Genomic DNA, 12,524 nt, shown 5'->3' with positions numbered 1-12,524 from the left:
GTCGAGGCAGTTTTGAGAATCGGGCATCCGCGGACCTGAATGTCTGCTCATCCACCGGTGCGCGCGCCCTCCGATTTCCGCCATGCAGATTGAACATCCCGTCCGTCAGGAACTGGTCAAGGACCTGTACATCGACCATCAGGGATGGCTGTTCGGCTGGCTGCGCAAGAAGCTTCGCTGTCCTTCCGACGCCGCCGACCTGACGCAGGACACCTTCGTCCGCGTCATGCAGTGCGACGAACTTGCGCAACTGCGTGAGCCGCGTGCCTTCCTGACGACGACAGCCGGTCGTCTGCTGATCGATCACCTGCGGCGTCGCAAGCTCGAACAGTCGTATCTCGCCGCGCTTGCGCTGTACTCACCGGACGCTTCAGCGCCCTCGGCAGAAGATCATCACGCGGCGCTGGAAACCTTGAATGCACTGGCAACGATGCTGGAGACGCTGCCGCCCAAGCCGCGCAAGGCCTTCCTGCTGTATCGACTCGAAGGCCTGCCGCACGCCGAGATCGCCGACCGCCTCGGCGTATCGGTCAGCATGATCAAGCAGTACCTGGCGTCGGTCCTGATGCAGTGCTACCGCGTGCTGCACGGCTGAGCGATGCTGCACGCGACATCGACGTCTGCACAGGGTGAGGGCTCCGCCGAGGACGCTGCGCCGTCGGCCGCCGTCGTCGCTGCAGCGACGGACTGGTACCTGAAGATGCAGGACGACAGCTGCACGCCGGAGCAACGATCCGCGCTGCACGACTGGCTGCAGGCCGACCCGATGCACCGCCTGGCCTATGGCCGCATCGACTCGATATGGACGCGCTTCGGACAGGTCGATGCGCAGGCGGGCAAGGCTGCCCTCGACGCAAGCCTCTCCGGAGCCGGGCGTCGCCGTCGCGCCGTGGCCGGTGCGCTGATGCTCGCGTGCATGCTGGCGGGCAGCGGCTGGATGGCCCTGCAGTCGCAGACGGCGCGCTACCTGCTGGCCGACCATCGCACGGCGCCGGGCGAGCGGCTGACGGTCACGCTGGACGACGGCAGCCGGGTCACGCTCAACACCGACTCGGCGATCGACGAGCAATACACCGGTCAGGAACGTCGCATCGTGCTGCGGCGGGGCGAAATACTGGTCGACGTGAGCGCCGACCCGCAGCGTCCGTTCGTGGTCGAAAGCAGGCACGCGACGGCGCGCGCGCTCGGCACGCAGTATCTGGTGCGCGACGATTCCGATGCGACGCGCGTCGCGGTGATCGAGTCGACGGTCGAGGCGTGCAGCCGCTCGGTCGGCACCTGCACGACGCTGGGTGCCGGCAGCGCGGCGCGGATCACCGACGCGGGTGTCGGTGCGACCGAGGAGGCTGATATCGATGCGCTCATCGGCTGGCGCGACGGCGTGCTGGCGGTCGACGACAAGCCGCTCACCGAGGTACTTGCCGAACTCGAGCGCTATCGCCGCGGCACGCTCTACTACGACGCGGAAGCGCTGCAGGGCCTCTCGGTGTCGGGCGTGTTCCCGCTCGACGACACCGACCGGGCGCTTGCCGCACTGAGCGCGAATCTGCCGCTGCGCATCACCCGTTACACCTCGTACATCGTCCGCATCGACCGCCGCTGATTTTTTCGACGCCGACTGTACTTTTGCCGTCGTCCTTCGTCATTGCCCGCGATTACACAAGAAAAGCGGGGGAGCACATGAAGAGGACAGAAGGCGGTAATGGTGCGCGTACTCGCCGGCGCGTGCTCGGTGCGGCGGCGCTCGGGCTGGCAGTCGTCAGTCTGCCCGCCGTTGCCGATGCGCTCCGGCTCGAACTGGCCGACGCCACGCGCAACTACGCGGTACGCAGTTACGACATCGCGCCGGGGCCGCTCGGCGACACGCTCAATCGGGTCGCACGGCGTGCAGGTGTGGTGTTCACATTCGAACCCTCGCTGGTCAGTGGCAAGCGCAGTGCCGGTGTCCGCGGGGATTTCTCGGTGCGCGAGGCATTCACCGCCGCGCTGCAGGGAAGCGGGCTCGAACTGCGTATCGACGAAGCGGGCGGATACACGCTGCGCCGCGCACCGGTGCAGCCGTTGCCGGCCCTGGGCGACGAGTCCTCGTCCATCCATCAGCTCGAAGCGATCCAGGTGCGCGCCAAGCGCTTTCACGAGATCGGTCCGCTGCCAGGACTGGGCCTGACGAAGGAGGAGATCCCGGGCAATGTGCAGAGCCTGACCGCCGCCGACATCCGCAATGCGCATGCGGTCAGTGTGGCCGATCTGCTGAACTCGACCATGCAGTCGGTCAATGTGAACGACTACCAGGGCAACCCGTTCCAGATGGACGTGAACTACCGGGGCTTCACCGCCAGCCCGCAACTCGGTACGCCGCAGGGCCTGTCGGTGTTCATCGACGGCATACGCGTAAACGAACCTTTCGGCGACGTCGTGAACTGGGACATGATTCCGATGAACGCGCTGTCGGGCTTCGACGTCTTTCCGGGCTCGAATCCGATCTTCGGCCTCGGCACACTGGGCGGCGCCTTCTCGATGCGCACCAAGAGCGGTTTCGACAGCCCCGGCGTCGAAGCCGAACTGCTTACCGGCGCCTTCGGCCGCAACCAGCTGCTGGTGTCGGGCGGCTGGAATAACGGCAATGTGGGTCTTTTCGGTGCCGGCAACTTCTTCGTCGAAGACGGCTGGCGCGACAATTCGCCGACCAAGGTGAACCAGGTGTTCGGCAAGGGCAGCTATCGCAGCGACCGGCTGGACCTGAACCTCAGCTCGCTGTATGTGTGGAACGACCTTGTCGGCAACGGCCTGATCCCGAGCCAGATGTACGCGCAGGACCGCAACGGCGTATTCACTTCGCCGGACACGACGAAGAACCGTCTGTTGCAGCTGCAGCTGTCCGGCAGCTTCATCGTCAATGACAACTTCACCATCACCGGCCAGGTCTATCAGCGCGACAGCAATCGTCGCGCCCTCGGTGCCGACGTCTACACCGAACTTCGCGGCGACTATGCGCGGCGCAAGCTTGATCCGGGCGAGCAGTACACCTGTCTGTACAACAGCAGCAACAAGTACGGTCTGCCTGACTACTACGTCGTCGCATTCGATCCGAACGACTGGTTCTCGCCGGCGTATCCGGAGTTCCTGAACTTCCTGATTGATTACGCAACAAACGGCGTCGCCAACCCGGCGCTGCTGCCGGACGGCGCATTCAACGCCGACCTGCCTGACGATTACGCGGCACACGCGAAGTACGAGTTCGACACCTGGAAGAACTACCACCAGGCGCTGTTCTACGTGCCGCAGGCGGTCACGCGCACGCCGGTGCTGCCGGGTGATCCCACGCCGTATTCGAATGGCGAACCGTCCTACACCGCCGGCACCTGGGTCGGCGGCAGCGCCCCCAGGGTGCCGGCCGGTGACATCGACGTCATCGGCGGCATGACCGCGAGCTTCTTCTATACGCCGGATGGCGTGAAGCACGCCGTCATGACGGTCACCCCCTTCAACGGCGACAACTGTGCCGCCACACAACAGCGCGACGTGACCTCGCAGCGCGGCGAACTGACCCAGCGCGACCCGGTGACCGGCAACGTGCTGATGACCGACGGTTTCGGCACCACCCGACCGGGTGTGGTCGAGGGCACGCCGACCGCAGTGCTGACCAATACGCGGATCGAACAGATCATCCACGGCGCGTCGATGCAGCTGAACTGGAACTTCGATCGCCACAAATTCATGGTCGGCGCATCGGTCGACCGCGCGAAGGCGCGCTACGGCAGCGGGCAGATGCTCGGGCTGCTCGATGCCGAACGCAATGCCTACCTTGCGCCGGACGAAATCCGCGATCAGTACGCCGCGGCGGACGAAGAGGTGCGCAACAACGACTTCGCCGGCACCTCGATCACCAAGAGCCTCTACGCGAGCGAAACCTGGAGCCCGGTCGAGACGGTGCACCTGACCGGCGCGGTGCGCTTCAACCACACGCGGGTCAAGAACGTGCTGGCTTCACGCAGCTACGGCTTCACCGTTTTCGATCTTGCCCAGTACGAGGCCTATCCGAACTTCTACGACATCTGCGTCAATGGCATGTGTCCGACCACCGGCTATCGGGTACCTGACCTTGCACGCCTCGTGAACCCGGCGGAAACCGAACACTTCACCTATCGCTCGCTGAATCCTTCGGTCGGCGGCACCTGGCAGGCCAGGCCAGACCTGAACGTCTATGGCAACTGGGCACGCGGTGCCCGCACACCGTCGGTGATCGAGCTGGGCTGCGCGCTCGATCACACCCTGGTCAGCCTCGGCGGCAACAAGTACATCGAGAAGGGGCTGCTGGAGAACCGCTCCTGCTCATTGCCCTCGACGCTGTCGGGCGACCCCTATCTGCCGCAGATCCGCGCCGAAACGATCGACTTCGGCATGCGTGGCCGCTGGGGCGACAACATCGAATGGAATCTCGGCGCTTATCGTACCGATCTGAAGGACGACATCTACCTGGTGACCTACCCGGGAAACCGCAGCTTCTTCGACAGCATCGGCGACACGCGCCGGCAGGGCATCGAGGCGGGGATGACCGCCCAGCTCGGCAAGGCACGCCTGCGCCTGAACTACGCACTGACCGACGCGACCTTCCAGGAGTCATTCGTCATGGCGGCGAACGACAACAGCAGTGCGACGCTGGAGCCCTACTGCAACGCCTCCGGTCAGTGCATCTACGACCTGGACGACCCGGTCGGCCGCATCCGCGTCAAGCCGGGCAACCGGATGCCGGGCATACCGTTGCACAACCTGAACGCGACGCTGAGCTACGAGGTGACGGACAAGTGGACGGTGGGTCTCACCGCGATCGCGCACTCAACCGCCTACGTGCGCGGCAACGAGAACAACGAACACCGAGAAGGTGTGGTGAGGCAGGTGCCGGTCGACATCTATGACGGCAACGGCGCCGTCATCGGCCAGCAGATGATCAGCCTGCAACCGACCGGCAACAAGGGTTCGGTGCCCGGCCACGTCGTCTTCAACGTCCACACGAGCTACAAGCTCACGTCGGAATGGACGCTGGGCATGCGCATCAACAACCTGCTCGACAAGGAATATTTCAGCGCGGGCCGCCTTGGCGTGAATCCGTTCTCGCCGTCGATCCACGGTGCCATCGGGCCAGACGGCTACAACCACAACTCCAGCGACTGGCTCAGCACCAACTTCCTGGCACCGGGCGCGCGGCGAGGCATCTGGCTGACCTTGAGCTACCAGCTCGATCCGCGCTGAGAGGTGTTCAAGCCGGCGCTTCGCCCGCTACGTCCGGCCGTGCCGCCCAGGGCACCAGGCCGGCGGCGGTGGCGAGGCGCACCAGTTCGACGTCGCTGCGCACGTCGAGCTTCTGGCGGATTTCGCTCATCCGGTTCGAAATCGTCTTCGGGCTCAGCTTCAGCGCGTCGGCGATTTCGTCCACCGTCATGCCGGCCAGCAGCAGGCGGCAGATTTCGAATTCGCGCGGCGTCAGCACGTCCAGCCGCTTCTCGTCCGGCATCACGTTGTCCAGCGCCAGCTGTTCGGCCACGCGCGGGCTCAGCGTGCGCCGGCCCTGAGCGGCGGCGATGACGGCCTGCACCAGCGCTTCCGGTTCGGTGTCCTTGGTCAGGAAGCCGATGGCCCCGGCCTCCAGCGCCTGGCGGGCGAAAGCCGGCTGGGCGTGCATCGAGAACATGAGCACGCGCGCCCGGCCGTCGAGCGCCAGCATGCGGCGCGCTGCCTCGATGCCGCTGGCGCCGGGCAGCGAAATGTCCATCACCACGACGTCCGGCTTCATCAGCCTGAACAGCTGGTAGGCCTCGTCGGAACTGCCCGCTTCGCCGACCACCTCCATCATGCGGTTGTGTTCGAGGAAGCGGCGGTAGCCAGCGCGCACAACGGCGTGGTCGTCGACGAGCAGAACGCGGATGGGAGTGTTCGGAGCCATGTCAGTGTTCCTGTACCGAGGTTTTCAGGGGCAGCCAGGCGGTAACTTCCCAGCCGCCGCGCGAACGCGGACCGGCTTGGCAGTCACCACCCAGTGCGAGCGCGCGTTCGCGCATGCCGACCAGACCGAAGCCGCTTTCGGGTGCGACGTAGGGCGTCGGTTCGCCGTCGTCGGTCACCCGCAGCGATACGCGGCCGAGCCTTGTGTCGATGTCCAGGTGGACATCGATGCGGGTGCACCGTGCGTGCTTGGCCGTATTGGTGAGGCACTCCTGCACGATGCGGTAGAGCGTGATGTCGTGCATAGCCGACAGCTGACCGAGATCCTCGTCGAGATGGAACACCACCTCGACCTTGTCGGCGCCACGGCTGCGCTGGGTGCCCAGTTCGGCCAGCGCGTGGCGCAGGCCCAATTCTTCGATGTCCGGCGGGCGCAGGTGTTCGAGCAGGTTGCGCACCAAGCGCAGAAGGTGGCCGACCTGTTCCGACATCCAGCGCGCCGCCTCGCGGTGCTCGGCCAGTTCGGGCCGGCCCTCGCAGGCGTCGGCCAGCAGACGGGCGTGCGGGTGGATGGCCACCAGATAGGGGCTCAGTTCGTCGTGCAGATCGCGCGCCAGCGACTGGCGGATTTCCTCTTCGTGCGTGATCAGCTTGCGCAGCAGGCGAGCGCGCTCGTTCACCGCCGCCTCCAGCGTGGCCGCCATGCTGTTGAAGGAATCGGACAGCGGCGCCAGGTCGCCCGGGCCGACGTTGTCCAGCCGGGCGTCGAGCCGGCCTTCGCCGATTGCCGACAGCGCCCGCATGACGCTGCCCAGCGGCTGCAGCGCACGGCCGACCGCCCAATACACCATGAAGCAGGCGATCAGCCCGATCGCCAGCACCATGCTGGTCTGCTTGATGTAATCGTCCCAGATCTCGCGCAGCTCGTCGTCGGCGTTCGGCACCAGCAGGTAGTAGCCGACCACGCGCTCGCCGACGCGGATGTCCTTGCGCAACGGCGGCAGGTTGCGCAGTCGCTCGCCCATCCAGTTCAGCGCGGCCGGCGCCTCGATCGGCGGCGCGTCGCGCGAACTCAGTATGGTGCGGCCATCCAGCGCGTGCACCTCGACGGTGAGGTGGCGCAGCGTGCGCAGCTCATGCGTGAGATCGATGTGCGCGAGCAGCGACTCGGTAGACATGCCGGGCGGCGCCGGCGTCAGCACACTGGGCAGCAGCGCGTGCGCAAGACGCGCCACGGAATCGATCTCGGTCACTGCATCGTCGTGGGCGTCGTAGAGCCTGCGCCCGCTGTCGGCGATCACCAGCAGGGTCATCAGCGAGGCGATGATGAGGGTGAGTCTGAAACGCAGACTCATGCAGGCATTCCGGAAGTTGGGTGACCGGGCATCGTAATGCGAAGGCTGTCGGGAAATCCTCCCGCGCATCGCGCGCCGCCGTCCGTGGCGCGGGACTGCATCCCGCCCGGTGCGATTGGATTTCCCTGCCACGGGCGGGCGTGACTCACCGATATTGAACGGCGCTGTCGCCGTTCGAGCGGCACGTCACTGAGGAGAAAGCCATGAAGAAAACTGCCCTGATCTGCACGCTGGCCCTGCTTGCCGCACCGGTCTTCGCCGCCGACGCGAAGAAGCCGTCGTCGGACAAGCCCGAACTGGCCCGCGACTGGGTCGAGATGGACGCCAACAAGGATGGCTACATCACGCCGGACGAAATGGTCGCCTGGGAAAAGAAACGCGCCGACGCCAAGAAGTGAGCGGACGGTGCCGGCCGCAGTCCGGCACCTCCCCATTTTTTCAAAACTTTTCCAAGCGCAAAAACACGTAAGAGCCTGTCGTCGGACGGAACCGCGGGGCTTGCTTCCGCCTCTATGCGGGGCATTCGATTTGCGCGCTAAGTATTGCCGCAACGATGCACCCCACAACCGACGACAGGAGATGGCAATGAAGAAGTTCAGTCTTGTTTTTGCAGCCTGCGCCGTGATGAGCGCCGGCGCCCACGCTGCCGACGCGAAGGCCGACAAACCCGAGCTGGCGCGCGACTGGGTGGCGATGGACGTCGACCGTGACGGCCACATCACGCCGGACGAAATGGTCAATTACGAAAAGAAGAAGGCTGCGCAGAAGAAGTGAGGTCCAGGGCTGGATGAGCCCCGGATTCTTCGTACCGACGGGGGCCGCACTGCGGCTCCCGTTTTTTTGTGCGTGCCCGGCGCGCCACGCCGACGCCGAGGCCGCCTACACTGCGGCCATGGACTGCGTACTGATTTCCCATCCCGACTGTCTGGACCACCGTCCGGGCGACCGTCACCCCGAATCGCCGGCCCGGCTGCAGACCGTGCTCGCCGAACTCGAGCGCACCGGCGTCACGCGCAAGTGGCAGCGCGTCGAGGCGCCTCTGGTCACCCGCGCCCAGCTTGAACGCGTGCACAACGCCGCCTATCTCGACGAAGTCGAGCGCGTGGCGCCCAAGACCGGCACCTACAAGCTGGAGAGCGACACCGTGATGTCGCCCGGCTCGCTGGCCGCTGCGTCGCGCGCCGCTGGCGCCGTCGTGCAGGGCGTCGATCTGGTCATGAGCGGGCGGGCGAAGGCGGTCTTCTGCGCGACGCGCCCGCCCGGCCACCACGCGAAGCCGGGGGACGCGATGGGCTTCTGCATCTACGGCAACGTCGCGGTCGGCGCCGCACACGCGCTGGCGACGCACGGCATCGAGCGCGTCGCCATCGCCGATTTCGACGTGCACCGCGGCAACGGCACCGAACTGATGTTCAGGCGCGAGCCGCGCGTGCTGATGGCCGACAGCTTCCAGCACCCGTATTACCCGCGCGGCGAGTTTCCCGAGCGAGCGGGCTACATCCCGTTGCGCATGGCGGCGGGCGAGGGCTCGGACGCCTTCCGCCGACACTGGAAAGAGGTTGCCCTGCCGAAGCTGCGCGCCTTCCGGCCGCAGCTGGTGCTGATTTCCGCCGGCTTCGACGCGCTGCGCGACGATCCGTTGGCCAATATCGAACTCGAAGCCGCCGACTATCGCTGGATCACGCACGAACTGCGCGACATCGCCGAGGCGTCGGCGCAGGGGCGCATCGTGTCTACGCTGGAAGGCGGCTACGGTCTGCCGGCCATCGGTCCGGCGGTGGCCGCTCACCTGATGGCGCTCGGCGACTGCAGCGTCTAGACTGCGCCGGCATTCACTGCGGACTTTCAATATGGATATTCAATGGTGGCACTGGCTGGTCGCCGGTCTTGCACTGCTGGTGATCGAGCTGGCCGTGCCCGGCATGGTGGTGCTGTGGTTCGGCGTTGCCGCGATCGGCATCGGTCTGCTGCTGTGGGCGGTGCCCACACTGTCGCTGACGCTGCAGCTCGCGTTGTGGGCGGTGCTGTCCTGCGTGCTGGTTTTTGCGTGGTTCCGCGTCTTCCGCGCCGACCAGCACCGCACGCACTCCGGCATGTCGGCCGGTGACGTGCTCGGCGAGGTGGGTCTGGTGGTGCACGAGATCACCCCCTTCGGTCGCGGCCAGGTGCGCTTCCAGAAGCCGCTGCTCGGCGCCGACGTATGGGATTGCATCGCCGACGACACGCTGCCGGTCGGCGAGCGGGTGAAGGTACTGTCGGTCGAGGGCTCGCTGCTCAAGGTCGGGCGCACGCACATCAACAAAACCTGAGGGAGGATTGCCCATGAGTTCCGGACTGATCGTCGTCATTGCATTGGTAGTATTCGTCGCAGTCACGCTGGCCAAGGGCCTGCGCGTGGTGCCGCAGGGCGAGGAGTGGGTGGTGCAGCGCATGGGCAAGTATCTGCGCACGCTGCTGCCCGGCCTCAACATCATCATTCCCTATCTCGACGACGTCGCCTACAAGGTGGTGACCAAGGACATCATCCTCGACGTGCAGGAGCAGGAGGTGATCACCCGCGACAACGCGGTCATCCGCACCAATGCGGTCGCCTTCATCAAGGTGACCGACCCGGTCAAGGCGGTCTATGGCGTGACCGACTTCTCCGAGGCGATCCGCAACCTGATCATGACCACGCTGCGTTCCATCGTCGGCGAGATGGACCTCGATCAGGCCTTGTCCAGCCGCGACAAGATCAAGGTGCGGTTGCGCGAGAGCATCGCCGACGAGGCGATCGACTGGGGCCTGACCGTGAAGTCGGTCGAGATCCAGGACATCAATCCGTCCGACTCGATGCAGCGCGCGATGGAGCAGCAGGCCAGCGCCGAGCGCGAGCGCAAGGCCATGGTGACGCGCTCCGAAGGTCAGAAGCAGTCGATGATTCTCGAAGCCGAGGCGCGGCTGGAGTCGGCCAAGCGCGACGCCGCCGCCCAGGTCACGCTGGCCGAGGCGAGCGCCGAATCGATCCGTCGCGTCACCGCATCGCTGGGCGAGCAGCAGCTGCCGATGATGTATCTGCTCGGCGAGAAGTACATCGCCGCGCTGAACAAGCTGGGCGAATCGCCGAACGCCAAGGTGGTCGTGCTGCCAGCCGACCTGCAGGACGCCGTGGCCGGCATCTTCGCGCGCGCCGGCGGCAAGGGCTGAGTTCGCGCGGGCCATCCAGAACCTGCAGGAATCCTGACATGCCCGGCCCGCACGCGCGGGCCGGCACCTGATCGGCGAGAATCGGCCTGTAGGCGGCCTTGTCCGCTCCCGCACCCGAGACAATACGAATGAGCGACATCGAACGCGAGTCCATGGAATTCGACCTGCTGGTCGTCGGCGCCGGCCCGGCCGGGCTGGCGGCGGCGATCCGCGCGAAACAGCAGGCGGCACAGGCCGGCATCGAACTGTCGGTGTGCGTGATCGAGAAGGCGGCCGAGGTCGGCGCCCACATCCTGTCCGGCGCGGTGATGGACCCGCGCGCGCTGACCGAACTGCTGCCGGACTGGGCCTCTCAGGGCGCGCCGCTCGACACGCCGGTCACCGAAGATCGCATGCTCTTCCTGTCGGAAACCGGTGCGCGCCCGGTGCCGCACGCGCTGCTGCCGCAGAGCTTCCACAACGACGGCAACTACATCGTGCGACTCGGCCATGTCGTCAAATGGCTGGGCGAGCAGGCGGAAGCGCTGGGCGTCGATGTGTTCGCCGGCTTCACCGGCGCCCAGCTGCTGATCGAGGACGGCAAGGTCGCCGGCGTCATCACCGGCGACATGGGCCTCACGCGCGAGGGCGATCAGGGGCCGAACTTCCAGCCGGGCATGGCGCTGCGCGCGAAATACACGCTGTTCGCCGAAGGCTGCCGCGGCCACCTGGGCAAGGAGCTCGAACAGCGCTTCAATCTGCGCGACGGCGTCGACCCGCAGACCTACGGCCTCGGTCTGAAGGAACTGTGGGAGGTACCGGCGGCACAGAGCCAGCCGGGCCTGGTCGTGCACACCGCCGGCTGGCCGCTGGATAACGCCACCTACGGCGGCGGCTTCATCTATCACCTGAAGGGCAATCTGGTCGCCATCGGCTACGTGGTCGGGCTCAACTACAGCAACCCGCACCTGTCGCCGTTCGAGGAATTCCAGCGCTACAAGACCCACCCGGCCATCCGCACTCACATCGAAGGCGGGCAGCGCCTGTCGTACGGCGCGCGGGCGATCACCGCCGGCGGCCTGCAGAGCCTGCCCAAACTGGTGTTCCCGGGCGGCGCGCTGATCGGTGATGACGCCGGCTTCCTCAATGCCGCGCGCATCAAGGGCAGCCACGCCGCGATCAAGAGCGGCATGCTGGCCGGCGACGCGGCGGTCGAGGCGATTGCCGCCGGGCGCGCGCAGGACGCGCTCGCCGCCTACCCGGAGAAATTCCGCATCAGCTGGCTGCGCGACGAGCTCTACCGCACCCGCAACTTCAAGCCCTACATGAAGAAAGGCCTGTGGCTGGGCGCCTTCCTGTACGGCGCCGAACAGCTGCTGTTCAAGGGCGCCGTGCCGTGGACGCTGCGCAACACCGCCGACCACACCTCACTGCAGCCGGCCGCCAGCTGTACGCCGATCGACTACCCGAAACCGGACGGCGTGCTCACCTTCGACCGCCTGTCGTCGGTCTTCCTGTCGAGCACCAACCACGAAGAGGACCAGCCCTGTCACCTGCGGCTGGCCGACGCCGGCATACCGATCACCGTCAACCTCGCCGCCTACGACGCGCCCGAGCAGCGCTACTGCCCGGCCGGGGTGTACGAAATCATCCGCGAGCAGACCGGCCCGCGGCTGCAGATCAACGCGCAGAACTGCGTGCACTGCAAGACCTGCGACATCAAGGACCCGACGCAGAACATCACCTGGGTCACGCCGCAGGGCGGGGAAGGGCCGATCTACAACGGCATGTAGGTCAGTTTCCTGTGGGAACGGCCTCGGCCGCGGGTCGGACGCGATCCCCCTGTGGGAGCGGCCTTGGCCGCGACACGGGCGTCGCCGTCCGCTGGCTTCGACGCAGGCCGCAGTCGGGGTCAGAAGACCCCTCCCACAAAACCCCGACTTCGGCCGCGGGTCGGGCGCGATCCCTGTGGGAGCGGCCTTGGCCGCGACACGGCCGTCGCCGTCCGCTGGCTTCGACGCAGGCCGCAGTCGGGGTCAGAAGACCCCTCCCACAAAAGCCCGA

11 protein-coding genes are annotated in these 12,524 nt (G+C 66.4%); 9 read left to right on the top strand and 2 right to left on the bottom strand.

Features of this window, described 5'->3' with window-relative positions:
- Positions 1-82: 82 nt before the first annotated feature.
- The 3 genes from METRZ18153_RS0110705 to METRZ18153_RS0110695 all read left to right on the top strand — a co-directional run bounded on the left by METRZ18153_RS0110705 (position 83) and on the right by METRZ18153_RS0110695 (position 5,250).
- On the top strand, positions 83-595 hold the full coding sequence (locus METRZ18153_RS0110705; RefSeq protein ID WP_020164737.1) for a sigma-70 family RNA polymerase sigma factor: 513 nt from the start codon (positions 83-85) through the stop codon (positions 593-595).
- Between the two features lie 3 nt (positions 596-598).
- Positions 599-1,603: a FecR domain-containing protein gene (locus METRZ18153_RS0110700; RefSeq protein WP_020164736.1), complete on the top strand. Its 1,005-nt coding sequence runs from the start codon at positions 599-601 to the stop codon at positions 1,601-1,603.
- Between the two features lie 77 nt (positions 1,604-1,680).
- Positions 1,681-5,250, top strand: a complete 3,570-nt coding sequence (locus METRZ18153_RS0110695; RefSeq protein ID WP_029143699.1) for a TonB-dependent receptor — start codon at positions 1,681-1,683, stop codon at positions 5,248-5,250.
- A gap of 7 nt (positions 5,251-5,257) precedes the next feature.
- Here METRZ18153_RS0110695 and METRZ18153_RS0110690 read toward each other — a convergent pair whose 3' ends face one another.
- Together METRZ18153_RS0110690 and METRZ18153_RS0110685 are read right to left on the bottom strand one after the other, a co-directional pair.
- Positions 5,258-5,941 carry a response regulator gene (locus METRZ18153_RS0110690; RefSeq protein ID WP_020164734.1) on the bottom strand — a complete coding sequence of 228 codons (684 nt, stop codon included), beginning with the start codon at positions 5,939-5,941 and terminating at the stop codon, positions 5,258-5,260.
- 1 nt (position 5,942) lies between these two features.
- The gene (locus tag METRZ18153_RS0110685) at positions 5,943-7,295 is read right to left on the bottom strand and encodes a sensor histidine kinase (protein ID WP_020164733.1); all 1,353 of its coding nucleotides are present in this window, start codon (positions 7,293-7,295) and stop codon (positions 5,943-5,945) included.
- A gap of 203 nt (positions 7,296-7,498) precedes the next feature.
- Between METRZ18153_RS0110685 and METRZ18153_RS0110680 the strand changes: the two genes are divergently transcribed.
- From METRZ18153_RS0110680 to METRZ18153_RS0110655, 6 genes are all read left to right on the top strand, one after another.
- Positions 7,499-7,693, top strand: a complete 195-nt coding sequence (locus METRZ18153_RS0110680) for a hypothetical protein (protein ID WP_019918237.1) — start codon at positions 7,499-7,501, stop codon at positions 7,691-7,693.
- 187 nt (positions 7,694-7,880) lie between these two features.
- Positions 7,881-8,069, top strand: coding sequence for a hypothetical protein (locus METRZ18153_RS0110675; RefSeq protein WP_020164732.1), 189 nt, complete (start codon positions 7,881-7,883; stop codon positions 8,067-8,069).
- A gap of 118 nt (positions 8,070-8,187) precedes the next feature.
- A complete protein-coding gene (locus METRZ18153_RS0110670; RefSeq protein WP_020164731.1) occupies positions 8,188-9,114 on the top strand; it encodes a histone deacetylase family protein in 927 nt (308 codons plus the stop codon).
- A gap of 31 nt (positions 9,115-9,145) precedes the next feature.
- The gene (locus METRZ18153_RS0110665) at positions 9,146-9,604 is read left to right on the top strand and encodes an NfeD family protein (RefSeq protein WP_020164730.1); all 459 of its coding nucleotides are present in this window, start codon (positions 9,146-9,148) and stop codon (positions 9,602-9,604) included.
- Positions 9,605-9,617: 13 nt separating this feature from the next.
- Positions 9,618-10,481 carry an SPFH domain-containing protein gene (locus METRZ18153_RS0110660; protein ID WP_020164729.1) on the top strand — a complete coding sequence of 288 codons (864 nt, stop codon included), beginning with the start codon at positions 9,618-9,620 and terminating at the stop codon, positions 10,479-10,481.
- Positions 10,482-10,609: 128 nt separating this feature from the next.
- Positions 10,610-12,253: an electron transfer flavoprotein-ubiquinone oxidoreductase gene (locus METRZ18153_RS0110655; RefSeq protein ID WP_020164728.1), complete on the top strand. Its 1,644-nt coding sequence runs from the start codon at positions 10,610-10,612 to the stop codon at positions 12,251-12,253.
- The last annotated feature ends 271 nt before the right edge of the window (positions 12,254-12,524 follow it).

Origin of the sequence: Methyloversatilis discipulorum, from assembly GCF_000385375.1 — a bacterium.
Classification (GTDB): domain Bacteria; phylum Pseudomonadota; class Gammaproteobacteria; order Burkholderiales; family Rhodocyclaceae; genus Methyloversatilis; species Methyloversatilis discipulorum_A.
Note: the sequence above shows the minus strand (reverse complement) of the source record. Positions and strands in the feature narration are given on the sequence as shown.

What these genes read in the sequence shown, in the direction of transcription:
- METRZ18153_RS0110675 (WP_020164732.1), top strand. Translation starts at nt 7,881, where the DNA reads ATGAAGAAGTTCAGTCTTGTTTTTGCAGCCTGCGCCGTGATGAGCGCC.
- METRZ18153_RS0110685 (WP_020164733.1), bottom strand. Translation starts at nt 7,295, where the DNA reads ATGAGTCTGCGTTTCAGACTCACCCTCATCATCGCCTCGCTGATGACC.
- METRZ18153_RS0110665 (WP_020164730.1), top strand. Translation starts at nt 9,146, where the DNA reads ATGGATATTCAATGGTGGCACTGGCTGGTCGCCGGTCTTGCACTGCTG.
- METRZ18153_RS0110700 (WP_020164736.1), top strand. Translation starts at nt 599, where the DNA reads ATGCTGCACGCGACATCGACGTCTGCACAGGGTGAGGGCTCCGCCGAG.
- METRZ18153_RS0110660 (WP_020164729.1), top strand. Translation starts at nt 9,618, where the DNA reads ATGAGTTCCGGACTGATCGTCGTCATTGCATTGGTAGTATTCGTCGCA.
- METRZ18153_RS0110680 (WP_019918237.1), top strand. Translation starts at nt 7,499, where the DNA reads ATGAAGAAAACTGCCCTGATCTGCACGCTGGCCCTGCTTGCCGCACCG.
- METRZ18153_RS0110690 (WP_020164734.1), bottom strand. Translation starts at nt 5,941, where the DNA reads ATGGCTCCGAACACTCCCATCCGCGTTCTGCTCGTCGACGACCACGCC.
- METRZ18153_RS0110695 (WP_029143699.1), top strand. Translation starts at nt 1,681, where the DNA reads ATGAAGAGGACAGAAGGCGGTAATGGTGCGCGTACTCGCCGGCGCGTG.
- METRZ18153_RS0110655 (WP_020164728.1), top strand. Translation starts at nt 10,610, where the DNA reads ATGAGCGACATCGAACGCGAGTCCATGGAATTCGACCTGCTGGTCGTC.
- METRZ18153_RS0110670 (WP_020164731.1), top strand. Translation starts at nt 8,188, where the DNA reads ATGGACTGCGTACTGATTTCCCATCCCGACTGTCTGGACCACCGTCCG.
- METRZ18153_RS0110705 (WP_020164737.1), top strand. Translation starts at nt 83, where the DNA reads ATGCAGATTGAACATCCCGTCCGTCAGGAACTGGTCAAGGACCTGTAC.